The sequence below is a fragment of the Thermomonas sp. genome (assembly GCF_023953935.1).
In the GTDB taxonomy this organism is placed as follows: domain Bacteria; phylum Pseudomonadota; class Gammaproteobacteria; order Xanthomonadales; family Xanthomonadaceae; genus Thermomonas.
The window spans coordinates 1-23,693 of the sequence record NZ_JAMLIW010000009.1; the positions used below are offsets into that span (position 1 = coordinate 1).

The 23,693-nt window shown below is 66.8% G+C and carries 21 protein-coding genes and 1 tRNA gene; 15 read left to right on the forward strand and 7 right to left on the reverse strand.

The annotated features are described in order from the left end of the window. The 8 genes from dnaE to M9902_RS10230 form a co-directional block, all read left to right on the forward strand. A partial coding sequence (dnaE, locus tag M9902_RS10195) for a DNA polymerase III subunit alpha (RefSeq protein ID WP_297222770.1) occupies positions 1 to 3,157 on the forward strand: 3,157 nt, incomplete at its 5' end. 40 nt (positions 3,158 to 3,197) lie between these two features. Beyond that, positions 3,198 to 4,157: an acetyl-CoA carboxylase carboxyltransferase subunit alpha gene (locus M9902_RS10200; RefSeq protein WP_297222772.1), complete on the forward strand. Its 960-nt coding sequence runs from the start codon at positions 3,198 to 3,200 to the stop codon at positions 4,155 to 4,157. A 66-nt stretch (positions 4,158 to 4,223) separates the two neighbouring features. Beyond that, positions 4,224 to 4,607 carry a hypothetical protein gene (locus M9902_RS10205; RefSeq protein ID WP_297222774.1) on the forward strand — a complete coding sequence of 128 codons (384 nt, stop codon included), beginning with the start codon at positions 4,224 to 4,226 and terminating at the stop codon, positions 4,605 to 4,607. Further along, positions 4,604 to 5,890, forward strand: a complete 1,287-nt coding sequence (tilS, locus tag M9902_RS10210; RefSeq protein WP_297222776.1) for a tRNA lysidine(34) synthetase TilS — start codon at positions 4,604 to 4,606, stop codon at positions 5,888 to 5,890. Before M9902_RS10205 ends, tilS begins: the two co-directional genes overlap by 4 nt. A gap of 30 nt (positions 5,891 to 5,920) precedes the next feature. Next, positions 5,921 to 6,178 carry an exodeoxyribonuclease VII small subunit gene (locus tag M9902_RS10215; protein WP_297175697.1) on the forward strand — a complete coding sequence of 86 codons (258 nt, stop codon included), beginning with the start codon at positions 5,921 to 5,923 and terminating at the stop codon, positions 6,176 to 6,178. After that, the gene (locus tag M9902_RS10220) at positions 6,171 to 7,055 is read left to right on the forward strand and encodes a farnesyl diphosphate synthase (protein WP_297222779.1); all 885 of its coding nucleotides are present in this window, start codon (positions 6,171 to 6,173) and stop codon (positions 7,053 to 7,055) included. The genes M9902_RS10215 and M9902_RS10220 overlap by 8 nt, the downstream gene beginning before the upstream one ends. Positions 7,056 to 7,066: 11 nt before the next feature. Beyond that, entirely contained in the window at positions 7,067 to 8,944 is a 1,878-nt protein-coding gene (locus M9902_RS10225) for a CHASE2 domain-containing protein (protein WP_297222781.1), read from the forward strand. Beyond that, complete coding sequence (locus M9902_RS10230; RefSeq protein ID WP_297222783.1) at positions 8,941 to 10,302, forward strand: M48 family metalloprotease; 1,362 nt, start codon at positions 8,941 to 8,943, stop codon at positions 10,300 to 10,302. The genes M9902_RS10225 and M9902_RS10230 overlap by 4 nt, the downstream gene beginning before the upstream one ends. Positions 10,303 to 10,785: 483 nt before the next feature. Here M9902_RS10230 and M9902_RS10235 read toward each other — a convergent pair whose 3' ends face one another. The 3 genes from M9902_RS10235 to M9902_RS10245 all read right to left on the reverse strand — a co-directional run bounded on the left by M9902_RS10235 (position 10,786) and on the right by M9902_RS10245 (position 13,790). Next, on the reverse strand, positions 10,786 to 11,127 hold the full coding sequence (locus M9902_RS10235) for a DUF4870 domain-containing protein (RefSeq protein WP_297173831.1): 342 nt from the start codon (positions 11,125 to 11,127) through the stop codon (positions 10,786 to 10,788). Between the two features lie 73 nt (positions 11,128 to 11,200). Next, the gene (locus tag M9902_RS10240; RefSeq protein ID WP_297222786.1) at positions 11,201 to 12,352 is read right to left on the reverse strand and encodes a DUF1501 domain-containing protein; all 1,152 of its coding nucleotides are present in this window, start codon (positions 12,350 to 12,352) and stop codon (positions 11,201 to 11,203) included. Position 12,353: 1 nt separating this feature from the next. After that, positions 12,354 to 13,790 (reverse strand): DUF1800 domain-containing protein, encoded by a 1,437-nt coding sequence (locus M9902_RS10245; protein WP_297222788.1) that lies wholly within the window; start codon positions 13,788 to 13,790, stop codon positions 12,354 to 12,356. A gap of 175 nt (positions 13,791 to 13,965) precedes the next feature. Between M9902_RS10245 and M9902_RS10250 the strand changes: the two genes are divergently transcribed. The 3 genes from M9902_RS10250 to M9902_RS10260 all read left to right on the forward strand — a co-directional run bounded on the left by M9902_RS10250 (position 13,966) and on the right by M9902_RS10260 (position 16,645). After that, positions 13,966 to 14,042 (forward strand) — tRNA-Asn (locus tag M9902_RS10250). An 84-nt stretch (positions 14,043 to 14,126) separates the two neighbouring features. Further along, positions 14,127 to 14,864: an ABC transporter ATP-binding protein gene (locus M9902_RS10255; protein ID WP_297173839.1), complete on the forward strand. Its 738-nt coding sequence runs from the start codon at positions 14,127 to 14,129 to the stop codon at positions 14,862 to 14,864. Next, a complete protein-coding gene (locus tag M9902_RS10260) occupies positions 14,861 to 16,645 on the forward strand; it encodes a putative ABC exporter domain-containing protein (protein WP_297173842.1) in 1,785 nt (594 codons plus the stop codon). The genes M9902_RS10255 and M9902_RS10260 overlap by 4 nt, the downstream gene beginning before the upstream one ends. Positions 16,646 to 16,685: 40 nt before the next feature. On the opposite strand, the gene M9902_RS10265 is transcribed toward M9902_RS10260, so the two are convergent. Continuing rightward, entirely contained in the window at positions 16,686 to 17,048 is a 363-nt protein-coding gene (locus tag M9902_RS10265) for a VOC family protein (protein ID WP_297173844.1), read from the reverse strand. A gap of 99 nt (positions 17,049 to 17,147) precedes the next feature. After that, the gene (prmB, locus tag M9902_RS10270) at positions 17,148 to 18,095 is read right to left on the reverse strand and encodes a 50S ribosomal protein L3 N(5)-glutamine methyltransferase (RefSeq protein ID WP_297173847.1); all 948 of its coding nucleotides are present in this window, start codon (positions 18,093 to 18,095) and stop codon (positions 17,148 to 17,150) included. Between the two features lie 80 nt (positions 18,096 to 18,175). On the opposite strand from prmB, the gene M9902_RS10275 reads away from it, so the two are divergent. Further along, positions 18,176 to 18,817, forward strand: coding sequence for an SCO family protein (locus M9902_RS10275; protein WP_297173849.1), 642 nt, complete (start codon positions 18,176 to 18,178; stop codon positions 18,815 to 18,817). Next, on the forward strand, positions 18,814 to 19,656 hold the full coding sequence (gene asd / locus M9902_RS10280) for an archaetidylserine decarboxylase (RefSeq protein ID WP_297222791.1): 843 nt from the start codon (positions 18,814 to 18,816) through the stop codon (positions 19,654 to 19,656). Before M9902_RS10275 ends, asd begins: the two co-directional genes overlap by 4 nt. A gap of 3 nt (positions 19,657 to 19,659) precedes the next feature. Here asd and M9902_RS10285 read toward each other — a convergent pair whose 3' ends face one another. Together M9902_RS10285 and M9902_RS10290 are read right to left on the reverse strand one after the other, a co-directional pair. Then, positions 19,660 to 19,914, reverse strand: coding sequence for a PF20097 family protein (locus tag M9902_RS10285; protein WP_297173857.1), 255 nt, complete (start codon positions 19,912 to 19,914; stop codon positions 19,660 to 19,662). Continuing rightward, the gene (locus M9902_RS10290; RefSeq protein WP_297222793.1) at positions 19,911 to 21,434 is read right to left on the reverse strand and encodes a transglycosylase SLT domain-containing protein; all 1,524 of its coding nucleotides are present in this window, start codon (positions 21,432 to 21,434) and stop codon (positions 19,911 to 19,913) included. Before M9902_RS10290 ends, M9902_RS10285 begins: the two co-directional genes overlap by 4 nt. Positions 21,435 to 21,636: 202 nt before the next feature. Between M9902_RS10290 and M9902_RS10295 the strand changes: the two genes are divergently transcribed. Both M9902_RS10295 and M9902_RS10300 read left to right on the forward strand, forming a co-directional pair. Further along, a complete protein-coding gene (locus M9902_RS10295; protein WP_297222795.1) occupies positions 21,637 to 23,151 on the forward strand; it encodes a helicase HerA-like domain-containing protein in 1,515 nt (504 codons plus the stop codon). A gap of 31 nt (positions 23,152 to 23,182) precedes the next feature. Then, positions 23,183 to 23,686 carry a copper resistance protein NlpE N-terminal domain-containing protein gene (locus tag M9902_RS10300; protein WP_297173867.1) on the forward strand — a complete coding sequence of 168 codons (504 nt, stop codon included), beginning with the start codon at positions 23,183 to 23,185 and terminating at the stop codon, positions 23,684 to 23,686. Positions 23,687 to 23,693 lie beyond the last annotated feature (7 nt).

The following is a 23,693-nucleotide window of genomic DNA, read 5'->3' on the forward strand; positions in this document are numbered from 1 at the left end:
ACTGGCCGAATTGCGCACGGTGTTCGGCGAAGACCTGCATCTGGAGCTGACCCGTACCGGCCGCGATGGCGAGGAGGCCTTCAACCACTTCGCACTGCACGCGTCCGGCCGGCTCGCCCTGCCGCTGCTCGCCAGCAATGACGTGCGTTTCCTCGACGCCGCCGGCTTCGGTGCGCACGAGGCGCGGGTGTGCATCGCCAGCGGTCGGGTGCTGAACGATCCGCGCCGCCCGCGTGAATACAGCGCCCAGCAATTCCTGCGCTCGAGCGAGGACATGGTCGAGTTGTTCGCCGACGTGCCTGACGCGCTCGACAACACGGTCGCGCTGGCGCAGCGTTGCAACCTCGAGCTCCAATTCGGCACCTACCATCTGCCGGCCTATCCGGTGCCGTCCGATGAGACGCTGGAAAGCTGGATCCGCAGCCAGGCGCGCGCCGGGCTGTCCGCGCGGCTGGAGAAAAATCCGCTGGCCCCGGGCAAGACCCGCGAAGACTACGACGCGCGTCTGGAATTCGAGCTGGACACCATCATCAAGATGGGCTTCCCCGGCTACTTCCTGATCGTGGCCGACTTCATCCAGTGGGGCAAGAATCAAGGCATCCCGATCGGCCCCGGTCGCGGTTCCGGCGCCGGCTCGCTGGTGGCGTGGGCGCTGCAGATCACCGACCTCGACCCGCTGCCCTACAACCTGCTGTTCGAGCGCTTCCTGAATCCCGAACGCGTGTCGATGCCCGACTTCGACATTGATTTCTGCATGGACCGGCGCGACGAAGTCATCGACTACGTGGCGCGCAAGTACGGCCGCGATCGCGTCTCCCAGATCATCACCTACGGCACCATGGCCGCCAAGGCAGTGCTGCGCGATGTCGGCCGCATACAGAGCCTGGGCTATGGCTTCGTCAACGACCTGGCGAAACTGATCCCGCTGCAACCGGCAGACCCATTGACGCTGGACGACGTCATCGGCCGCAGCAAACGCGCGCAGGATGATGAAAAACGCTGCGTCAGCGAGATCAAGGAGCGCTACGAAACCGACGATGTGGTCCGCGACCTGATCGATCTTGCGCTGCAGCTGGAAGGCCTGGCCCGCAGCGCCGGCAAACACGCCGGCGGCGTGGTGATCGCGCCGACCCCGCTGTCGGATTTTTGCCCGCTGTACGCCGAGCACGACCACGACAACCTCGGCAAGAACCCCGTCACCCAGTTCGACAAGGACGACGTGGAAGCGGTGGGCCTGGTGAAATTCGACTTCCTCGGCCTGCGCACGCTGACGATCATCGACTGGGCGGTGAAGGCGGTGAACGGAAACCGTGATTCGTCATTGGTGATTGGTGATTCGAAAAAGCAAAGCTCCGGCACTTCCGAATCACCAATCACCAATCACCAATCACGCGCTCCCATCGACATCACCGCCATCCCGCTGGATGACGCCAGCGTCTATCGCGACATCTTCGCCAAGGGCAACACCGGCTCGGTATTCCAGTTCGAATCCTCCGGCATGCGCCGCTGGCTGAAGAAGGCCAAGCCAAGCCGGTTCGAGGATCTGATCGCGCTGAACGCACTCTATCGCCCGGGGCCGATGGACATGATTCCCTCGTTCGTGGAGCGCAAGCACCACCGGGAACGCTTCGACTATCCCGACCCGCGTACTGCGGCCATGCTTCGCGAGACCTACGGCATCATGGTCTACCAGGAGCAGGTGATGCAGATGGCGCAGATCGTCGGCGGCTATTCGCTGGGCGGCGCCGACCTGCTGCGGCGGGCGATGGGCAAGAAGGTGCCGGCCGAGATGGCCAAACATCGCGAGATTTTCCGCGAAGGCGCGGCCAAGGGCGGCGTGGAGGCTGCCAAGGCCGATGAAATCTTCGACCTGATGGAGAAGTTCGCCGGCTACGGCTTCAACAAATCGCATGCCGCCGCCTATTCGCTGGTCGCCTACCAGACCGCGTGGCTGAAGCAGTACTACCCGGCTGAGTTCATGGCGGCGACGCTGTCTTCGGACATGGACAAGACCGACAAGGTGGTCGGCTTCCTCGAAGAAGCGCAGGCCCTCGGCCTGACCATCCTGCCACCTGACGTGAACGTCTCCGGCTACATGTTCGAGGCCACCGCGCCCGACACGATCCGCTATGGCCTGGGCGCCGTGAAGGGCGTCGGCTACGGCGTCTGCGCGGCAATCGCCGATGCCCGCGCCGACGCCGGGCCGTTCAAGGACCTGCTGGATTTCTGCCAGCGGGTATCCGCCAGCGGGATGAATAAACGCACGCTCGAAGCCTTGATCCTCGCCGGCGCCATGGACGGTCTGGCGCAAAACCGCGCCACGCTGATGCTGCAGCTTCCGGAAGCGATGAAAGCCACCGAACAGATGACGAAGAATCGCGAGGCCGGCATGTTCGACATGTTCGGCGGTGGCGGGAACAGCGCCGAGATTCGGATCGAGCTTCCGGAGTCCGCGCCGTGGCCGCTCGCGCAGCGGCTGCAGGGAGAACGCGCCACGCTGGGGCTGTACCTCAGCGGCCACCCCATGGACCCCTGGCGAGAGGACGCCCGGGCCCTGGTCGGACATGACCTGTCGGCTGCGTCCGAATTGCTCGAACGCGCGGCGGCGGGCGGCTCGACGCAAGACGGGCGCAACTGGCGTCCAGTGGTCCAGGCGGTGTTCGCCGGCTGGGTCGTCGGCGTGCGCCCGAACGGGGATTCACAAATCGTCGTCCAGCTGGAAGATGGCGGCGGTCGGCTCGAATGCGGTTTTTTCGACGAACAGAAGACGACGTTCTCGCAGCTGCTCACCCGTGACCGCATCCTCGTGATCGAAGGGGCCCTGCGCGAGGATTTCAACGGCGAAAACATCACCCTCAGGGTGTCCCGTTGCTGGGATTTCGCCCAGCTGTGCAGCCAGCAGGTGCGCGGCGTGGCGATTCGCGTTGACCTGCGCGAACCAACCAACGCGGCGCAGCTGGAGCAGACGCTTTCCGAGCACGCCGGGGACACGCCGGTACTGATCGAGGCCATGACCGCCGCCGGCATCGGCCGCCTGCGCCTGAACGGCGGGCGCGGCCTGCGCATGGATGAACGCCTCGCCAGCTTGCTGCGCAGCCTGCCCGGCGTCAGCAAGGTCAATCTGCGGTTCGACCGACCCTGGGCACCATCCCATTGATCCGGGCCGGAAAGCGGCCCGCGACTGGTAAAATCCGCGGATGAACCCGAATTACCTCGACTTCGAGAAGCCCATCGCCGACCTGGAAGACAAGATCCAGGCACTGCGGCAGGCCGGCAACGGCACCGAGGTAAACGTCGATGCCGAAGTCCATGCCCTGCAGGAAAAGCTGCGCAAGCGTACCGCGGCGATCTTCCGCGACCTCACCCCGTGGCAGATTTCGCAGCTTTCGCGCCACCCGGCACGCCCCTACACGCTGGATTACTTGCGGGTGATCTGCGATGAGTTCCAGGAGCTGGCCGGGGATCGCGCCTTTGCCGACGACAATGCGATCGTCGGCGGCCTCGCCCGCATCGATGGCCGCCCGGTGATGGTGATCGGCCATGAAAAAGGCCGCGACACCAAGACCAAGGTCCGCCGCAACTTCGGCATGCCCAAGCCCGAGGGCTACCGCAAGGCGCTGCGGCTGATGCAGATGGCCGAACGCTTCGGCCTGCCGATCCTGACCTTCATCGATACTGCCGGCGCCTGGCCGGGCATCGACGCCGAGGAGCGCGGCCAGTCCGAGGCGATCGCGCGCAACCTGCTGGAGATGGCCGAACTGCGGGTGCCGATCCTGTGCACGGTGATCGGTGAGGGCGGCAGCGGCGGAGCGCTGGCGATCGGCGTCGGCGACCGCACGCTCATGTTGCAATACAGCACCTATTCGGTGATCACGCCGGAAGGCTGCGCCTCGATCCTCTGGCGCGACGCCGGCAAGGCCAAGGATGCAGCCGAACAGCTGGGCATGACCGCCCAGCGCTTGCTGGGCCTGGGCCTGATCGACAAGGTCGTGCGCGAGCCCACCGGCGGCGCCCACCGCAACCCCAGGCAGATGGCCCGGCGGCTGAAAGCCGTGCTGCTGAACGAACTGGACGCGCTCGAACACGTTCCGGTCGAGGTGCTGCTTGAACAGCGTTATCGCCGCCTGCGCGGCTACGGCGCTTACGACACCGCCTGAACCTGCGGCATTTCGGCCCGTTTCCGTCCGCATCAGGCGGCTGCGCGCTGGCCCCGTTCCCGCCCGGTGCGCGCGGCCCGATGGCATGGCATCGCTTTGGTTATGCTGGCGCCGCCGCGACAGGTCGGCATCGGGGAGGTCAACATGATCATCAAGCGCATCGGCGTCATTTCCGCCGCCAAGATCGGTGGCATCATTGGCGCCGCCTTTGGCCTGATCATCGGCGTGATCTTCTTTCTGGTCTACAGCGTCATCGGGGTCGCGGCATCCAGCTTCGGTCCCGATCACGGCAGCGGCGCAGGCGCATTGCTCGGCGGGCTCGGGGTGATCAGCATCATCGCGTTCCCGGTCATGTACGGCATCGCCGGCTTCATCGGCGGGCTGCTTCAGGCCTTCATCTACAACCTCGCCGCCGGCTTTGTCGGCGGCCTGCAAGTCGAGACGGAATGAGCCCACACGGCCGCATCCGGCTGCCAGCCATTCCGGCTCCACGGCGCGGACTGCTGGTCGGGTTCAGCGGCGGGCTGGATTCCACCGTGCTGCTGCATCTGCTCCGGCCTCAACACGACGACCTGCGCGCGATTCACGTCCACCACGGCCTGCACGCCGATGCCGACGCCTGGGCGGCGCATTGCGAACGCGAATGCGCGGCGCTGGGCGTGCCGCTGCGGGTCGTCCGCGTCACGGTGGAACGCGCTTCCGGGCTCGGCCTCGAAGGCGCGGCGCGCGCGGCGCGGCACGCCGCCTTCGCCGCCGCGCTGGGCGAAGGGGAACTCCTCGTGCTTGCCCACCACCTGGACGATCAGGCGGAAACCTTCCTGCTGCGCGCACTGCGCGGCTCGGGAACCGATGGCCTGGCGGCGATGCGGCCTTGGCGCCCTTTCCATCGCGGCCAGCTCTGGCGACCCTTGCTGGAATTCCCGCGCTCGGCGCTGCTGGCACACGCCAGCCGCCACGGGCTGCGCTGGATCGAGGACCCCAACAATGCGGAAGATCGCCACGATCGCAATCTTCTGCGCAATCGGGTGTTCCCGCTGCTGCGCGAACGCTGGCCGCACGCCGCCGCCGCGCTGGCGCAAAGCGCCCGCCACTGCGCACAGGCCAGCGACCTGCTGCGCGAACAGGATCGCCGCCTGCTGGCACAGGTGCGGCTGGACGCACCTTCGATCCTGGCCTGCGAAAAATTGCACGCGTTGGAGCCGGAGCAGCAGGCTCGCGTGCTGCGCCTGTGGGTACGCGAGCTCGGGCTGCCGCCGCTGCCGGAGTCCGGCATCCGCCACGTGCTCGCCGAGGTCGTTCTGGGCGCGCCGGACCGGCAGCCGCAATACGCCTGGCACGGTGCCCGCCTGATCCGCTGGCGCGATCAACTGCATGCGCAGGCCGGGTCCGCGGTCACCGCCGGCGCCTGGCAGCTCGACTGGGACGGCGCCGCCCCCCTGCCGCTGCCGGATGGCAGCCAGCTCCGCCTGGAAGGCATGGAGAAATTCGACGCTCCGGTTCGGGTCCGCCCGCGCACCGGCGGCGAACGGATCCGCCTGCCGGGCCGAGCCCATTCCAGCAGTCTCAAGCACCTGCTGCAGGAACGCCAAATTCCACCGTGGACGCGCAGCCGCCTGCCGCTGCTGGTCGCTGCCGATGGTGCCCTGCTGGCGGCCGGCGACGCCATTGTTTCCGACCGGCTCCAGCGCCGATTCAAGGAAACGTCCGGCCGGCTGGTCTGGCGGCAACGATGATCCTTCCGCCGGCGTATTAGAATCACGGTCATGGCCAAGCACCCCGATACCGAACCCTCCGCCGTCGCCGACTTCGAAGCGTCGATGCAGGCACTGGAAGAACTGGTCGCGAAGATGGAGGCGGGCGGCATGTCGCTCGAAGATTCGCTCGCCGCCTACGAGCGCGGCGTCGGGCTGTACCGGCGCTGCCAGTCGGCGCTGGAACAGGCGGAGCTGCGCGTGCGTGCGCTGGACGACCCGGAGGCACCCGACAGCGGCCGGGATTTCGACCCGGACCGCGATGGCTGAGCCAAGCTTCAACCGTTGGCGTGACCGCGTGGAAGCGACGCTCGAACGCCTCCTGCCCGACCCGACCCGGTCCCCCACCCGCCTGCACGCCGCGATGCGCCACGCCAGCCTCGGTGGCGGCAAGCGCATCCGGCCGCTGCTGGTCTATGCCACCGGCACCGCGCTGGGCGCCGTCGAGGCCGATCTCGACGCCAGCGCCGCCGCGGTGGAGCTGATCCACTGCTATTCGCTGGTGCACGACGACTTGCCGGCGATGGACGATGACGCCCTGCGTCGCGGCCGACCGACCGTGCATGTCGCCTTCGATGAAGCCACTGCGATCCTTGCCGGCGACGCCCTGCAATCCCTGGCCTTCGAAACCCTCGCCGCCGCGCCCCAGCCACCTGAACTGCGGCTGGCAATGCTCACGGAATTGGCGCAAGCCGCGGGCACCGCCGGCATGTGCGGCGGCCAGGCGCTGGATATCGACGCCACCGGTGCCACGGCCGGGCCCGGCGCACTCGCCGCCCTGGAGCACATGCACGCGCTGAAGACCGGTGCCCTGCTGCGCAGCGCCGTGCGCCTGGGCGCGCTCGCCGCGGGTGCGAACGCGGCCACGCGCGCAGCGCTGGATCGTTACGCCAACGCCCTGGGGCTGGCGTTCCAGATCCGCGATGACCTGCTGGACGTCGAGCAAACCTCGGTCGCGCTTGGCAAGACCGCCGGCAAGGATGCCATTCAGCACAAAGCCACCTTTCCCGCCCTGCTTGGCGTGGCCGCCAGCCATGACCGGTTGACGGCCCTTTTTGCGCTGATGCAGGAAGCTATCGCCCAGCCGGAGCTCCACGGCGATACCCTGTCCACGCTCGCCCGCAGGGTCGTCGAGCGCGACCACTGACCCATCCGACCATGGCCCGGAAGAAGTTCATTCGACGCCTGCTGGACCATTTCGACGCCGCCATGGCGTCGCTGGCGGTCTGGTTCATGGACACCTGGTCGCTGGTCGAGCGCGGCTACCGGCGCCCGTTGACGCGGCTCGCGCTGCGTTTGAAGTTCCTGTTTTATCCCCTGCTCGCCGTCGCCGCGCTCGGCTGGTTGGGCTGGGACTACAGCCACGGCAACAGCCTGAGCGCGGCCGAAGACAGCGTCTTCGACACCATCGTCCGCTGGCGGCCGGCCGAACCCAAACCCTCCGGCAAGACCGTGGTGGTGGAGATCGATGACTGCTCGCTGGAATGGACCCGGGCGCAGGGCGTCGGCGGCTGGCCCTGGCCACGTTCCATCCATGCCGACCTGCTCGACGCGCTGGATCGCGCCGGCGTGAAAGCGGTCGGCTACGACGTCCAGTTCATCGACCGCAACCCCAACGACCCCGACGGTGACGGCATGCTCGACGCCCTGGCCGGCGGCGGCCAGGGCCGGTTCCTGTTCGCTTCCGCGCGCCAAGCAGCGGGATACGACGCCGCTTCACCGCTGCACGCCGCCCAGGTGCCGGGCGCATTTCCGCTGGGCCCGCAGGCCGAGTCCCCGGGCCCGAAAATCGCCGTACTGCTGCCCTACGGCGACGCCATGGCCCGCTACTCCGCCCTGACCAACGTCAGCCGCGGTGAGGACGGGATCCTGCGCGACGTGCCGCTGCGCGAGGACAGCGGCGATTGGGGCCTGCCCACCCTGCCGCTGCGGATCGCCTCGCGGCTGCAACACCGCGCCCCGGCCTCCTACCCTGTCTCGGTGCGGGTGAACTGGCGCGAGCACACGCGCATGCCCTACATCAGCGCCGCCGACCTGCTTTCCGGCGAGCGCGTCTGCGGCGACAAAACGGCGACCCCGCCCGCCCTGCGCGGCGCCGTGGTGCTGGTGGGCTACACCGCCTCCGGGATCAGCGACAGCAAGCCGACGCCGCTGAATTCAGCCATGCCCGGGGTCGAGGTCTGGGCCGAAGCCACCGACGCCCTGCTTCACAACGGCGCGATCTGGATGCCACCGACGGAGTTCAAATACCTGCTGGCCGCACTGCTGGTCATGCTGACCGCCTACGCGTTCTGGCGCGGCGAACCGCACGAGGACATGGATGCGATCTTCGTCGCGGTGAACGGGCTGATCCTGCTGATCGCCTTCATCGGCCTGACCTATTTCGGCATCTTCCTCGACATCTTCGTCACCATCGGCTTCGTCAGCATGTGCTTCGGCCTGTGCCGCACCTATGCTGCGCTGCAACGCGGGCGCGCGATCGGCAACAACGACTACCGCGAGGAATACGATCCGGACAAATACCCGTGCATGGCCATGGCACGCCTGCGCTTTGTCGGCAATCCGGAGCTGGACGCTTTCGCGTCCGTGCGCGGTCGCCGCGAATATCGCAGGCTGCTGCGGCGCCAGCTCTACGGCGGCGGCGAGGCGGTGATGATCGAGGGCATCGTCGAGCGCAAGAGCTGGCTGCACGAGATCCTCGACGACCTGATGGTACTGGTCTGGACCGGCACCGACCACGCCAACGTGATGGCCACGGCCAAGCGCGAGCTGGACCTTCTCTACCGGAACCTGAATGAGGGTGACCTGCGGCTGGAAGATTATGGCCGGGTCATGGTATGCATTTCCGTTGCAGAAATAGATGACAACGATGACAGCACCAACCGCGGGGAGCGGCTGCGCCTGCGCGAACTGCTCGGGCAGGACCTGAACAACAACGACGAATCCCCCCTGGTCGCCAGCAACGCTTTCATCATTGCCTCGGCCCACACGCTGGATTTCAGCGACGAACCTTCCGACAACGAGGAAGAGCCATGAAACTCTCCATGCCACGCATCCTTCTCGCCACGCTCATTTTGACCTTTTCCGGTCTGGTGATGGCGGCCACCGGCGGCTCGCCGGCCACCGTCGCCAAGCCCAAGGTCGATGTCCATGCAGCGGCTTCGTTCGGCTCGCCTACCGTCACCACGCTCCGCAACAAGGCGGCCGTCAGCATCGTCGGCCAGGAGGGCTTGTGGTTCAAGATCGCCTTGGACGGCGGCCAGACCGGCTACGTCCGGGTCAACGAAGTGCGGGTCGCCTACGGCAAGAGCGACAGTGGCGGGATCGGCGCCGCGCTGTTCACCGGACGCGCCGGCCAGGGCCGGACCACCGAAACCGCGAGCGTGCGCGGCCTTGACGAAAGCACGCTGAAATCCGCCCATTTCGATGCGGCGCAGCTCGAACGCATGGAGTCCTACCGCGTCAGCGCGGCGGAAGCGCAGCGCGCCGCCGAGCGCAATCACTGGGTGGCGACGTCGGTGCCGTTCGCCAGTGAATTCAAGCCAAGCCAGGACTCGAACCAGAACGCCAGCAGCGGCAGCTCTTCACGCGCCAGCTCGCGCACCGGCCTGCGCGCGCTGGGCGGCGCACTCTCGTCCTTCCTGCCGGGCAGCAGCAGCGGTGTCGCCTCGGCGGCGGCCAATCACAGCGATGCCATCGTCGGCAAATCCGATGCGGAGGTGTTGCAGGAAGAACTTGAACTCGGGCCGATGCTCGCCGGGCGTATCCTCGGTGCGGCGCCGCTGGTCAATGACCCGGCCATCCAGCGCCGGGTCAACTTGATCGGCCGCTGGCTGGCCTCGCAAACCAGTCGGCCGGACCTGCCGTGGACCTTCGGCGTGATCGACGATGGTGAAGTCAACGCCTTCGCTGCCCCCGGTGGCTACATCCTGATCACCAAGGGCCTGTACGACCTGCTGACCAGCGACGCCGAGGTCGCCGCCGTGCTGGGCCACGAGCTCAGCCACGTGGTCCAGCGTGACCACTACGAGGTGATCCGCAAGCAGGAACTGCAGGCCGCCGGCCGCGAGGCGGTGATGAGCCAGGTCAATACCGGTGGCGGCTTGGCCGGCAGCTTGGCGCGCGAGTTCATCGAACGCAACGGCGCCGCCATCATGATGACCCAGCTCGACCGCAACGCCGAGTATCGCGCTGACCAGGCCGCCGGCATCTACCTCGCCCGCGGCGGCTTCAACCCGCTGGAGCTGTACGCCGTGCTGCAGAAGATGGCCTCACTGGGCTCGTCCTCGTCCCGCATGGCCAGCCTCTACAAGACCCACCCGCCGCTGGACAAGCGTCTGGACGCCCTGGACAAGCGCGGCTACGGCGACTTGCAGGCTTATCTGGATCGGTGAGGCTGCACGGCAAGGCAACGCTGGCGTGGCCAGCGTTGCCGCTTGACGCGAATCAACGGTTGTCCTCCGGAGTGTTGTCCGTGCCCTTTTGCATCTGGTCCGACAACTCTCGGCATGATGAACCAAGAAATTCGCCCAGTACGAGTCCTGAAAGCCCGCCCGCAATGAATCCGGAATCCCGTTCGTGGCGAACCAGAAGTCCCGCCCAAAATCCCGTTCGTGGTGAGCCTGTCGAACCATGAACGGGATTTGGCTGATTCCGTCCGTGGTGAGCCAGAAGTCCCGCACAAAAAATCCCGTTCGTGGTGAGCCTGTCGAACCATGAACGGGATTTGGCTGATTCCGTCCGTGGTTCGACAGGCTCACCACGAACGGAATGGCAATGGCAATGCCATCAACGCCGCTATCCCGAGGCCGGGAGCAGAAAAAAACTGCCGGCGATCTTGCGACCGCCGGCAGCCCTGTATTGCTGCGTCGGAATGCTTACTTGATCAAGCGCAGCGAGAACGGATAGCGATAGCTCTCGCCCTTGTTGACGGCAACGCCGGCGATGATGCAGAAGATCAGGTTGACCAGCCACACCACCGGCATCAGCAGTCCGCCGATGATGATGATCGCCAGGACCACACAGGCCACGTAGGCAATCGCGATCATGATCTGGAAGTTCAGCGCTTCCTTGGCCTGCTCGTTCAACCAGGCCTTGTCGGCCTTGTCCTTGTTCATCAGCCAGATGATCAGCGGCACGATGAAGCCCAGCAGGATGCCGGACAGGTGGGTCAGCATGGCGAGATTGCGGTCTTCGCTGGATGCGGTGACATCGTTCATGGTGTGGAATCCCCGAGTGAAGCGCAGGTGCGCGCCACAGCAGGATAACGCGAATTCCCGGAAAACACGGACATCAACCGCGAAGCAGCCCATTCATCGGCACCAGCGCAGCGCTGTCAGGGAACACGCGGCCTGACAGCGCTGCCAGATCCAGGCCCAGATGGTCGCGCAGCACGCCCTTGAACAGGGCGCGCATGTCGGTGGTGGCAAGCAGGTCGCGGCCTTCGTTGAGCTGGTTCTTCGCCAGGCCGGGCCAGTCACCGGCGATGCGCCCGCCCTTGACCGCACCGCCGGCCAGGAACGAGATCCCGCCGGTGCCGTGATCGGTGCCGCCGGTGCCGTTGATCGCCGCAGTGCGGCCGAACTCGGTGACGATCGCGATCACGGTATTGCCCCAAATGGGGGCCGCGCCGTCGTGGAAACCCTTGAGCCCGGCATCCAGTTCAGCCAGTTTGCGATCCAGCACGGCCAGTTCGCCGCCATGGGTATCCCAGCCGGTGTCTTCGACAAAACCAATCCGCGGCCCGGTCGACGCGGACATGAATTTCGCCGCCGCCGCCATCGCCTGCGGCAGGCGCATCCCGCCGCGCTCGGCTGTCCCCATCGACTCCATCCGCGTGTCAATGGCGGCAAACGTGGGTGCCAGCACGGCATCGGCGGCATACAGCTGCTGCAACTGCCGCCACAGGATCGGATCCACGCCATTGGTCAAGGGCGGTGACCAGGTCGAGACATCACCGCTGCCACGCATCGCCAGCGGCATCACCGCCGACAGCGCCAGGCCCTTGCTGCCCGGCAGCGCGGCCACGCAGCGATTGAGCCAGCCGGTGGTGCCACTGGTGCCGGTGGTACCATTTTCCACGCAGTCCTGCGCTTCGAAATGCGAGCGCTGCCGATACGGCGGCGCCACCGCCAGCACCGGCAGGAATTGCTTGCCGGCAAACAGCTCGGCGCAGAACTGCAATTTGCCGTGCAGGGCGAAATCGCTGTCCAGGCGCAGCGCCTGCGGCTGGCCCTGGGCTTGGGTGAAGGATCCGCGCAAACCGGCAAAGGCCGGATCGCCGATCGGCTGCAACGCGTGCAGGCCATCCAGCCCGCCGCGCAGCAGCACCAGCAGGAAGCGCGTATCCGCTGCCGAGGAAGCGGCCAGTGCGAATTTCGGCAAGGCAGCACAAACCAAAGCACCGGCACCGAAGCCGAGAAAACCGCGTCGATTCAGTTGCATGTCAGGTCCTCCATTGGAAGGCGGGGCTGCCCAGCAGCAGGGCGACGCCCTGCTGCACCGATTCGGCGCGCCGCAGCGCAGTGGCGGTCTGCATGTCCAGCGCCGGTCCCAGCGCCGCCTGCCCGAGCGCCAGTGGCGTCGCCTCCGGCCCGACCTGCATGCGATCCGCCAGACGCTGCGCCGCCTGCACGCGCTTGAACAGCGCATCCGGGCCACCCCAGTCGGCCGCCACGTCACCGAAGCCGGCGGGAGAGCGCGGCTGGAACACCGGCTGCCCCAACTGCCCCTGCATCTGCATGGCCATCGCCAGATCGGCCTTGTCATCCAGCCTGCAGGCACGCAGCGCGGACAGGCAGAAATCGTCCGGGTTCTTGAACTTGCGGCAGCCTTCGTCCCAAGCGAGCTCATCGCCGAGCATGGTGTTGCACACGCGCGCCAAGTCGCCGCCGGTATCGACCCAGGTGCGGGCCATCCGCTCGACCAGTGCCGGCGGTGGCTGGTCGGCGACGAAATGCCGGGCCAGCTTCAGCGAGACATGCTGCGCCGTGGCCGGATGCACCGCCAGCGCATGCAGAATGGCGATGCCTTGCTGTTCGCCCGCTTGCCGGTAGAAGTTGCCGAAGACGCGCCGATCCCCTGGCTCATGGGCCTGCGCGTGGAACACGAACCCGTTGCCGCCACCGGCCTCGTGCGGACGCGCCACGCTCCAACCGGTGATCGCTTTCGCGAACTCGATGACATCGGCCTGGGTGTAGCCGGCGTTCACGCCCAGCGTGTGCAGTTCCATGATCTCGCGGGCGAGGTTTTCATTCAGCCCGCGCCGGCGCGCATTCGGCCGGGCCTGCGTGCGCTGCGCCGCACGCTGCGCCTGCCGGGAACCGGCGCCCACCGACCGCGCATTGTCCAGGTACAGCAACATGCCCGGATGCCGCTCCACCGCCAGCAGCAGATCACCGAAACGCCCGGTCGCGTTGGGCCGGATCGCCTCGCGCTCCATCGGCGCGGCGAACAGCGAGGCGATGCGCTTATCCACCGAAATGGCGAAATGGTTCGACCAGAACCGCACCAGCCGCTCGCGGAAGCTGTCACTGCTGGCCACCGCCACGCCTTGCCGCAACACCAATTCGTTCAGCAGTGCCTTGCGCAGCTCGTTGCGCCCGCCGACCCGCTTCGGGCGGTCGTTGCTGGCGCCGGCGCCGCTCGCGCCACCTTCGGCCGCCATCCGTTCCCGCGCGGCGCGGCGCTGCTGCTGCACCTGGATGTACAGCGTCAGGTAGTCGCGACTGCCCGGCAGCCCGTCGAAGGCGGCGATGCGCGGCGGCGCGCCCAATTGCGCCTGCAGCCAGCCGCGTGGGTCTTGTCCAATCCTCGCCAGCTCACCCGCGCGTGCGCCCAAACCGAACCGATTGGCCGCCGCTGCCGCCTGCCCTGTCGCCATGGCCTTGACTCCGTGTGGGATATCCACGCAAACGCAACGGGCTGCCGGGTCGTTGACAGGAACAAGATGACAGTTCGGTCATCCACCGCCGGGGACGATGGCGGAACGGGCCGGTCGGCGGAAAGGCCTGCGCTTGCCCGGCACCGGATTGGCCGACTACAATGCGCGTCCCCCCGCCCGAATAGCTCAGCCGGTTAGAGCACTTGACTGTTAATCAGGGGGTCGTTGGTTCGAGTCCAACTTCGGGCGCCAGAATTACCAAGGGCTTTGCCGCAAGGCTAAGCCCTTCTCATGTCCGCGCTAGAATTCGGCTCTTGCGCCCAAGAAGCTGCGGACATGATCGAAGTTGATGCCCTGTGCAAGCGATATGGTGATTTCACCGCGGTGGAATCGCTTTCATTCAAGGTCGAGGCAGGCCAGATCATGGGGCTGGTCGGGCCCAATGGTGCCGGCAAGACCACCACCTTGCGCTGCCTCGCGGGGATCATTCCCGCCACCAGCGGGCAGGCGCGGATCGGCGGGGTCGACATCGCAGCCGATCCGGTGGCTGCCAAGCGCCAGTTGGCCTTCATCCCTGACGAGCCACGCCTGTTCGAGCATCTCACGGTGGAGCAGCACCTCAACTTCGTCGCCCGCCTCTACGGGGTCGCGGATTGGCAAGCGCGAGCGCAGCCGCTGCTTGACGATCTGGAGATGGGCGACAAGCGCAAGCTGTTGCCGTCGGAGCTGTCGCGCGGGATGAAGCAGAAGCTGGCGATCGCCTGCGGCCTGCTGCACGCACCGCGCGCGGTGATCCTGGACGAGCCGCTGACCGGGCTGGATCCTTACGGCATCCGCCGGATGAAGAACACGATGCGCAAGCTGGCGGCCGATGGCGTGGCGATCATCCTGAGCTCGCACTTGCTGGATCTGGTCGAGGAAGTCTGCACCCACCTGTTGATCCTGAAGGAAGGCCGCAAGCTGGCCGATGGTTCGGTGGCCGAGGTGCGCGAACGCTACATGGCCGATGGCGCGACCCGCCTCGAAGATGTGTTCTTCCGTGCCACCGGCGAGGCCGAGGACCTGCACGCTTGAGCGCACCGGCCAGCAATCGATTCACGGCGGTGGCGGGGGCCTTCGTCTATCTGCAGGTGACGTCGCTGGCCAACAACCTGCGCCGACGCCTGCAACGCCTGCGCCAGCCAAAATACCTGCTGGGCGCATTGGCGGGCGCGGCCTATCTGTACGCCTTCGTGATCCGGCACATGCTGCAGGGCGCGCAATCGCAATCGCAGGTGATGCAGCATGTGCCGGCGGTCTTGCTCTCCGATCTGCCGATCGTGGTGGCGCTGGTCTTGCTGCTGTTCCTGTGGCTGGAATGGCTGTTCGCCGGCGATGGCGTGGAATTGGGATTTTCCGAAACCGAGATCGCCTTCCTGTTCCCGGCGCCGCTGACCCGCACCGCGCTGATCCAGTACAACCTGCTGCGCTCGCAGTTGCTGATTTTCTTCTCCGCATTCCTGCTCGGCCTGGTGTTCCGGCGCGGGGGTTCCCTGAACGGCCATCCATTGCAATACGCGACAGGGCTGTGGCTGCTGCTGTCGATGGGTCGGCTGCACCTGATGGCCGCGTCCTTCACCCGCGAACGCCTGCTGCTGGCGGGTCTGGGCTTGTGGCCACGTCGCCTGCTGGTGTTGGCAGCCGGCCTGGCACTGGCGGTGGCCAGCCTGTGGCCGATCCGTGATGTGCTGGTTCCGCCGTCGCTGTCGGGATGGTCGGATATTGCCCGCCTGCATCCATGGATTCGGGGCATCGTCGGGCAGACTCCGCTGGCGTGGTTGCTGCTGCCGCTGCAATGGGCGGTGGCGCCGATCTTCGCGACTGATGCCGGCAGTTTCCTGCGGGCCTTGCCGGCGTCCCTCGGGCTGCTGGTGCTGCACTACCTGTGGGCCTTGCGAGCGCAAGTTTCGTTCGAGGAAGGCTCGATCGCACATGCCCGCAAACGGGCCTTGCGACACGCCGCACGACAGCAAGGGCAGTTGCGCGAACGCCCGCCAGGCAAACCGCGAAGCGCCCCCTTCACCTTGCATGCAACCGGCGCTCCGGTCATGGCTTTCCTGTGGAAAGGCCTGCTGGCGATGGGGCCGCTGTACCGCCTGCGCAACTGGCTTGCCGCCTGCTTGATTACCTATGCCGTCATCCAGTGGACAGCCTTGCAGGCGTGGGGACGGCCCGTACTGCTAGCCTTTGGCGGCGGCTTCCTGATGATCGCCGGTTGGGGCCTGCTGTTCGGGCCGATGTTCATGCAACGCAGCGTGCAGCGTTTGCTGCAAACGCTCGATATCCAGAAGGCCGCGCCACTGGGCGGGCGCCAGATCGCCCTGGGCGAGTTGGTGACACCAACCGTGGTCATGACCGCCGTCTTGCTGTGGCTGCTGTGGATCGCCACGCTGTGCTTCGTGCTGGCCGGCGGCAGCGCGGCCTTCCCGGCAACCCGAATGATCGTGGCCGCACTGGGCATGGCCTTGCTGATGCCGCCACTGTGCGCGCTGATGCTGTGCGTTCCGTTTGCCGGCAATCTGTATTTCCCGGCCTGGACCACGCCGAACAAGGGTGCAGGTCGTGGGGTCGAGGTGATGGGCCAGCGGATGATCTTCATGGCCGGCTACCTGCTGGCGCTGGTCGTGGCCCTGTTGCCGGCGGCACTGCTGGCGGGGCTGGTCTATTTGCTGGCCAACTGGATCGTCGGCCTGACCCCGGCACTGCTGCTGGCGGCACTTTGCGCCGCCGGCGTGCTGGTGGTGGAACTACGACTGGTGCTTGCGGTGCTGGGGCGCCGCATCGATGCGTTCGACCTGTCGCAGGAGCTGCGTTGAGCCGGCCTCTGCCGTTATCCCGGCAGACCGCGGCTGGCCTTCATTCGGCCAGCGGCTCCGCCCACACCGCGAATTCATTGCCACCGGGTTCGGTGAAGTGGAAGCGGCGGCCACCCGGGAAAGCAAAGATCGGCTTGATCACGCGCCCACCCGCCGCCTCGACCTTGGCCTGCGTGTCCTCCAGCCGCTCACTGAACAGCACGATCAGGGCACTGCCTTGCCTGGTGCTGGCCGCCAGGTCCGAACGAAAGAAACCACCATCCAGACCTTGGTCGGAGAAGGCCACGTAGTCCGGTCCATAGTCGACGAAGGCCCAACCGAATGCGTCGGTGAAGAAACGTTTGGTGGCCGCCAAGTCACGCGACGGGAATTCGACGTAATTGATTTTCTCGTGTGCCGGCATGAGGTTTTCCTCCAGCTTGCAAACCCTGGCGTGCGTGCGCACACCGGTTCTGAACAATACGCCGTTCAGAACAGTAGTCCCTTCAGAACAATCTGCCGCTCAGAACAACCCGCCGTGCGCCTGCCCCGCCGCCGCGCGGGCATCGGCCATGCGGGCGATGTGGGTGTGGTGTTCGATCAGGTCGGCGCATTCGACCACGAACACGCCCATCTGCCCGACCTTGAATTCCACCCAGGCCATCGGCAGCTCCGGCAGCAGCGCCACCAGTGCGCGTTCGGCCTCGCCCACTTCGCAGATCAGCAGGCCGTCTTCGCTCAGGTGCAGGGGCGCGTCGCGCAGGATCTTCAGCACGATGTCGAGGCCGTCGTCGCCGGCGCGCAGGCCAAGCTCCGGCTCATGCGCGTATTCGCGCGGCAGGGCGTCGGTTTCGGCATTGGTGACGTAGGGCGGGTTGCTGACGATCAGGTCATAGCGCTCGCCGGGCAGGTTGGAATACAGATCCGATTGCACGAAGCGGACGTTGCGCACCAGCAGGCGGGCTTCGTTCTCGTGGGCCAGCGCCAGCGCATCCTCACTGATGTCGGCGCCATCGACATGCCAATCCGGGTTGTAGTGGGCCATCGCAATCGCAATACAGCCGGAGCCGGTGCACAGGTCGAGCGCACGGCGCACCTCGCGATCGCCGAGCCAAGGCTGGAAGCCGGCTTCGATCATTTCCGCGATCGGCGAGCGCGGCACCAACGCGCGCGGGTCGGACTTGAAGCTGAGGCCGGCGAACCAGGCCTCGCCGGTCAGGTAGGCGGCCGGCACGCGCTCTTCGATGCGGCGCAAAAACAGGCCAAGCACGTCTTCCTTTTCCGCCTCGGTGATGCGCGCATTGCCGTACACCGGCGACAGGTCGTGCGGCAGGTGCAGGGCGTGCAGGGTGAGCTGGGTGGCCTCGTCCAGCGCGTTGTCGTAGCCGTGGCCGAAGGTCAGCCCGGCCGCGTTGAAGCGGCTGGCGCCGTAGCGGATCAGATCGATGATGGTCTGCAATTCCAGCGACATGGCGCATGCATCCGCGGTGGATTGCACAGTATAACGGCGGTTGCCGGGTATCATCGCAGGCCCGGTTTCCGCAGCTTCACATGACCAGACGCACTGCCATCATCTTGTTGATCGTGATTTGCGCCGGCGCGCTGGGTCTGGTTGCCGGCCGCTTCCTGCTGCGTGCACCCGCAGTGCCAACGCTGCCGGCGCCGCAGGCCATCACCCTGCTGCCTTCACCGCGCGCCCTGCCCGCATTCCAGCTGCAGCAGGCCGGCGGCGCGGTGCTCACGCCCGCAACGCTGCAGGGCCACTGGACCGTGGTCTTCCTCGGTTTCACCCACTGCCCCGATGTCTGTCCGACCACGCTGGCGCAGCTGTCCGCCGCGCAGAAGCAATGGGCGGCGCTGCCGGCGGCCACGCGGCCGCGGGTGCTGTTCGTGTCGGCCGATCCCGAACGCGATACGCCCGAGTTGGTCGCGCAGTACGCCCGCAGCTTCCACCCCGATTCGCTGGCCGCCACCGCGCCGGTGCCGGTGCTGGAAAAATTCGCGCGCGCGCTGTCTTTGGTGTTCATGAAAGTCCCCGGGCCCAGCGGCGCGGCCGACGATTACAGCATCGACCACTCGGCCGCGCTGGTGTTGCTGGACCCGCAGGCACGGATGGCCGGCGTGGTGACGCCGCCGTTCGACATCAAGGGTCTTGCCGACGATCTCACGACGTTGACCCCGGCCAGCCCATGAACGCATTGACCGCCCTCACCTACGTTCTTCCGCATCGCCTGCTGTCCTCGCTGGCGCGGCGATTGGCGTATTCACAAAACCGCGTGCTCAAGCAGTGGCTGATCGACACTGTAGCCCGCAAGTTCGGCGTCGATCTGTCGGAAGCCGCGCAGCCGGATCGCACGGCTTACCCGACCTTCAACGCCTTCTTCACCCGCGCACTGCGGCCCGACGCACGCACGCCCGACGCCGATCCGAATGCCCTGCTGATGCCGGCCGATGGCCGGATCAGCCAATGCGGGGCGATTGAGCATGGCCGCATTTTCCAGGCCAAGGGGCAGAGTTTTACCGCCGCCGAATTGCTGGGCAGTGTGGCCGATGCCGAACCGTTCCAGGAGGGCGTGTTTGCCACCGTCTACCTGTCGCCGCGTGATTACCACCGCGTGCACATGCCCTGGACCGGCACCCTGCGTGAAACCGTGCATGTGCCGGGGCGCTTGTTCTCGGTCGGCACCGATGCGGTGGCCAGCGTGCCGCGCCTGTTCGCCCGCAACGAACGGCTGGTCTGCCATTTCGATACCGATTTCGGGCCGATGGTGCAGGTGATGGTCGGCGCGCTGCTGGTCTCGGGCGTGGAAACCGTGTGGAGCGGGGTGGAAATCCCGGCCTATGGCGATGCCGTCAGCCGCAAGGACTGGCGCGACAAGGGCATCACTCTGGAGCGCTTCGCCGAAATGGCGCGCTTCAACTACGGCAGTACCGTCATCACCCTGCTGCCCAGGGGCGTGGCGGCACTCGACCCGGGCTTGGCGGCGGAAACCCCGGTGCGGCTGGGCCAGCGGCTGGCACTGCGGGGCTGAACCTCAGCCCTCGGGGTGGGCGAACGACTCCAGCCGGCCGCAGTCGCGGCAGCGCCAAGTGGTGACCGGCAGGGTGTCGGTGACGATGTTCTGGGCGGCGCCCCGATTCCACAGCCCGCTGGCGAAGGAATCGTCCGGCGCTCCGCTGACCCAGCGCGCCTGCCGGGTGCGGTTGCTGCCGTCGCGGTCGAGCAGGAAGCCCGTCTCCAGTTCACCGCCGCAGCGCAGGCAGCGCCCCGGCGTGGTTGCATCACTCATCCTTCGCAACCCTTCAGTAGCAGGGTCTGCCCGGGCCGAATCGTGTATCTGGGCGCCTTCAGCCGGTTGGCCCGCGCCAGGGCGGCGAGATTGCAGCGGAACTTGTTGGCGATGGCGTGCACGCTGTCACCGCGTTTGACTCTGTAGGTCTTCGGACGGGCGGGCGCGGCAGGGGCCGCCGCAGGCGAAGATGCCGCATCCGTGGCCTGACCGGAGACCGGCACCGGCGCCCCGACCTGCACGATGGCGGCATTGACGTCGCTGGCGACCAGCTCGCGCGCCAGTTCGACCCGGCGCCCGCTGCGGCAATGCAGTGCATACAGCCAATTGATGCGGGTGGTGGCGTTGAGCGTGGTCCCGGCGGGAAGCGTGGTCGCCGGCGCCCAGCGCGGGTTGAGATTGCGCAAGGCGCGCAGATAGCCATCGCGCGAACCGTAATTGCCCAGACAGATCGTCAATTCGTACAGCGAAGCCGGCCGCGAAAGTTGCACCGTCGCCGGACGCACGCTCACCCGCGGCCAGCGGATGCCGTAGTCCTTGGGGTGCAGGAACAGCCAGGCCGCGGCGATCACCATCGGCACGTAATCCTTGGTTTCGGCCGGGAACTGGTTGTAGACATCCGCATCCCAGAAGCTGCGTCCGCCGCTGGCCTGGAACACCCGCAGCGCGCGGCCCTCGCCGCCGTTGTAGCCCGCCAGCGACAGCTCGATGCTGTTGTTGAGCTGGGCCATGCGCTCGGATAGGTATTCGGCCGCGGCATCCGCCGACGCGCGCGGGTCGTAGCGCGTGTCGAACCCGGTGCCGTCATCACCCAACCCGAAGCGGCGGCCCGTGGCCGGCATGAACTGCAGCGGCCCGACCGCGCCAGCGCGCGAGCCGACGTGGACCTTGCCATTGGACTCCTTGGCCATGATCCCGAACAGCAGCGCCTCGGGCAGCCCGCGGCGCTTGAACGATGGCGACATCAGGTGCTGCATGTAGCGATAGTTCTCGTAGCTGTCCATCAGTGATGGCCGCATGTCGGTCAACCAGCGGCGGATGCCCGCCTGCACCGCCGGGTTGAACTGGACCATGCGCACGAACCGGCGCCCTTCCTCGCTGAGCAGCACGTTGGCGCTGGCTTGGTCGGGGACATCGGTGCCGGCCAGCTCGGAAGCATCGATCGGATCATCCTCGAATTCACCCTCGCCGGTGGCCTCTGCGTCGGCTTCGGCGTTGGCCTTGAGCAGGCGCTCGTAGGCTTCCAGCATCGCCGCCACATTGCAGGCTTTCAGCTTGGCGCAATCGGCCACCACGCCCTGCATCTCGGCCAACGCCTGCTGCGCGGCCTTGGCCCCAGCATCTTCGTCCTCCATCATCTTCGCATCGCGGTAGTGCTTTTCCGCCGCATCCATGCGTTGCTGCAATGCAGCGACCGCGACTTCGTCGCGACGCGAAAGCGCATGAGCCGTGGAGGGAACCAGCGCCGCCAGCAGCGGCAGTGAAAGCAACAGGGAAGCGCAGAAAATGCGTGGCGTCATCATCCTGAATCTGTTCGACGGGAAATGGCAGGGTATCTGCCCGCCGCGCGTCGGGGCAACCCGCCGCCGGCACGAGTCCCCATTCATCGATTGCGCACATCCAACTCGTGGCCGCCACCAGACCTTGGCCGGGGCACATCAGGGCAAGGCCGACCAAGTCAGCATAGAATCCGGAATCCCGCGCACGGAACACTCACTGGACATGGATCCCATCCTTGTTGGAAAAGCCGTCACCACCGACACCAGCGGCAGCGTCGTGCTGCTGCCCGCCTATGGCAACCGCCACGGCCTGGTCGCAGGCGCAACCGGCACCGGCAAGACCGTCACCCTGATGACGCTGGCGGAAGGGTTTTCCCGGATCGGCGTGCCGGTGTTCATGGCCGACGTCAAGGGCGACGTCGCCGGCCTCGCCATGCCCGGCACCAGCAGCGACAAGCTCAAGCAGCGGCTCGAACGCATCGGCGTCAGCGATTACAGGAACGAGGCCGCGCCGGTGGTGTTCTGGGACCTGTGGGGCAAGGCCGGGCATCCGGTGCGGACCACGGTCAGCGAAATCGGCCCGACCCTGCTGGCGCGCATCCTCGAACTGAACGACACCCAGTCCGGCGTGCTCGACATCCTGTTCAAGCTGGCCGACGATCGCGGCCTGCTGCTGCTCGACCTCGAGGACTTCCGCGCCCTGCTCGGCCTGATCGCCGACGAACGCAAGGATATTTCCACCTCCTACGGACTGGTCAGCGCGCAATCGATCGGCGCCATCCAGCGCGCCTTGCTGCAGCTGGAACAGCAGGGCGCCGACCAGTTCTTCGGCGAGCCCGCACTGGAACTGGCCGAACTGATGCGGACCACCTACGACGGTCGCGGCGTGGTCAACATCCTCGCCGCCGATCAGCTGATCCTGAAGCCGCGCCTGTATTCCAGCTTCCTGCTGTGGCTGCTGTCGGAGTTGTTCGAGACCCTGCCGGAAGTGGGCGATCTGGACAAACCCAAGCTCGTCTTCGTGTTCGACGAGGCGCACCTGCTGTTCGACGATGCGCCGGCGGCGCTGCAGCAGCGCATCGAACAAGTGGTGCGACTGATCCGATCCAAGGGCGTCGGCGTGTATTTCTGCTCACAGTTTCCAGACGACGTGCCCGACGCGATCCTCGGCCAGCTCGGCAACCGCGTCCAGCACGCCCTGCGCGCCTTCACGCCGCGCGACCAGAAGGCTGTCAAGACCGCCGCGGAAACCTTCGTCGCCAATCCGGCGCTGGACGTGGCCGCCACCATCAGCCAGCTCGGGGTCGGTGAAGCACTGGTCTCGACCTTGCAGGACAAGGGCATCCCGATGCCGGTGGAAAGGACCCTGATCGCCCCGCCGCGTTGCCGGATGGGCGCGATCACCGAGGCCGAACGCGCGCAGGTGCGCGCCGGCAGCCCGGTCGGCGCGAAATACGACACCCGCGTCGACCGCGATTCGGCGGCGGAAATGCTGGCGAAGAAGGCCGCCGACAAGGCCGAGCAGGCGCAGGCGCCGCCGGCCAAGACCCGCGCCGATGAGGCTGCCGGCTCGGAACACGGCTTCGGCGATGCGGTCAAGGACGCCATGTTCGGCACCAAGCGCCGCCAGGGCATGGTCGAGACCATGGCCAAGCAGACCGCACGCACGGTCGGCAGCCAGGTCGGCCGCCGGATCGTCCGCGGTATCCTTGGCAGCCTGTTCGGCGGCAGGCGCTGAACACCGAACCCGATTCTCAGGAGGAACACCCATGATGCGCAGGCTTTCCTTCATCGCAGCGCTTGGATTGACGGCACTGGCACTTGCGGGCTGCAAAAAACCGGCGAATTCGCAGGACACCCTGCTGCAGGAAGCGCGTGAGGCCGGCGACGATCTGAGCGCCCTCCAGGCACCGCCGACATCACAGCTGCGCGTCGATCCGAACGATGCCCCGACCAAGGAACCGCCGCCCTCCACCTTCGCCGGTCAATACCATGGTTCGATCCCCTGCGCCGGCTGCGACGGCGGCAATTCCACCCTGACGCTCTCCGCCGACGGCAACTACACCATCGAACGCCCGGCACCCAATCCCGGCAGCAACGGGCACTGGGTCTCCGAAGAAGGTGGCACCCGGCTCCGCCTCGACCCGGTGCGTCGCGACGACGGCAGCCTGGTCTGGGCTGTCGCCGCGAACAACACGCTCCAGCGTCTGGACGAAGACGGCACCCCGCTGGCCCGCGACGTCCAGCCGGACGTGCTGACCCGCGCACGCTGACCCCCCC

Coding starts and splice junctions, on each gene's coding strand:
- M9902_RS10220 (WP_297222779.1), top strand. CDS start 6,171: ATGGCTGAGCCAAGCTTCAACCGTTGGCGTGACCGCGTGGAAGCGACG.
- M9902_RS10240 (WP_297222786.1), bottom strand. CDS start 12,352: ATGCAACTGAATCGACGCGGTTTTCTCGGCTTCGGTGCCGGTGCTTTG.
- M9902_RS10235 (WP_297173831.1), bottom strand. CDS start 11,127: ATGAACGATGTCACCGCATCCAGCGAAGACCGCAATCTCGCCATGCTG.
- tilS (WP_297222776.1), top strand. CDS start 4,604: ATGAGCCCACACGGCCGCATCCGGCTGCCAGCCATTCCGGCTCCACGG.
- M9902_RS10230 (WP_297222783.1), top strand. CDS start 8,941: ATGAAACTCTCCATGCCACGCATCCTTCTCGCCACGCTCATTTTGACC.
- M9902_RS10275 (WP_297173849.1), top strand. CDS start 18,176: ATGACCAGACGCACTGCCATCATCTTGTTGATCGTGATTTGCGCCGGC.
- M9902_RS10200 (WP_297222772.1), top strand. CDS start 3,198: ATGAACCCGAATTACCTCGACTTCGAGAAGCCCATCGCCGACCTGGAA.
- M9902_RS10215 (WP_297175697.1), top strand. CDS start 5,921: ATGGCCAAGCACCCCGATACCGAACCCTCCGCCGTCGCCGACTTCGAA.
- asd (WP_297222791.1), top strand. CDS start 18,814: ATGAACGCATTGACCGCCCTCACCTACGTTCTTCCGCATCGCCTGCTG.
- M9902_RS10290 (WP_297222793.1), bottom strand. CDS start 21,434: ATGACGCCACGCATTTTCTGCGCTTCCCTGTTGCTTTCACTGCCGCTG.
- M9902_RS10285 (WP_297173857.1), bottom strand. CDS start 19,914: ATGAGTGATGCAACCACGCCGGGGCGCTGCCTGCGCTGCGGCGGTGAA.
- M9902_RS10255 (WP_297173839.1), top strand. CDS start 14,127: ATGATCGAAGTTGATGCCCTGTGCAAGCGATATGGTGATTTCACCGCG.
- prmB (WP_297173847.1), bottom strand. CDS start 18,095: ATGTCGCTGGAATTGCAGACCATCATCGATCTGATCCGCTACGGCGCC.
- M9902_RS10265 (WP_297173844.1), bottom strand. CDS start 17,048: ATGCCGGCACACGAGAAAATCAATTACGTCGAATTCCCGTCGCGTGAC.
- M9902_RS10225 (WP_297222781.1), top strand. CDS start 7,067: ATGGCCCGGAAGAAGTTCATTCGACGCCTGCTGGACCATTTCGACGCC.
- M9902_RS10245 (WP_297222788.1), bottom strand. CDS start 13,790: ATGGCGACAGGGCAGGCGGCAGCGGCGGCCAATCGGTTCGGTTTGGGC.
- M9902_RS10295 (WP_297222795.1), top strand. CDS start 21,637: ATGGATCCCATCCTTGTTGGAAAAGCCGTCACCACCGACACCAGCGGC.
- M9902_RS10300 (WP_297173867.1), top strand. CDS start 23,183: ATGATGCGCAGGCTTTCCTTCATCGCAGCGCTTGGATTGACGGCACTG.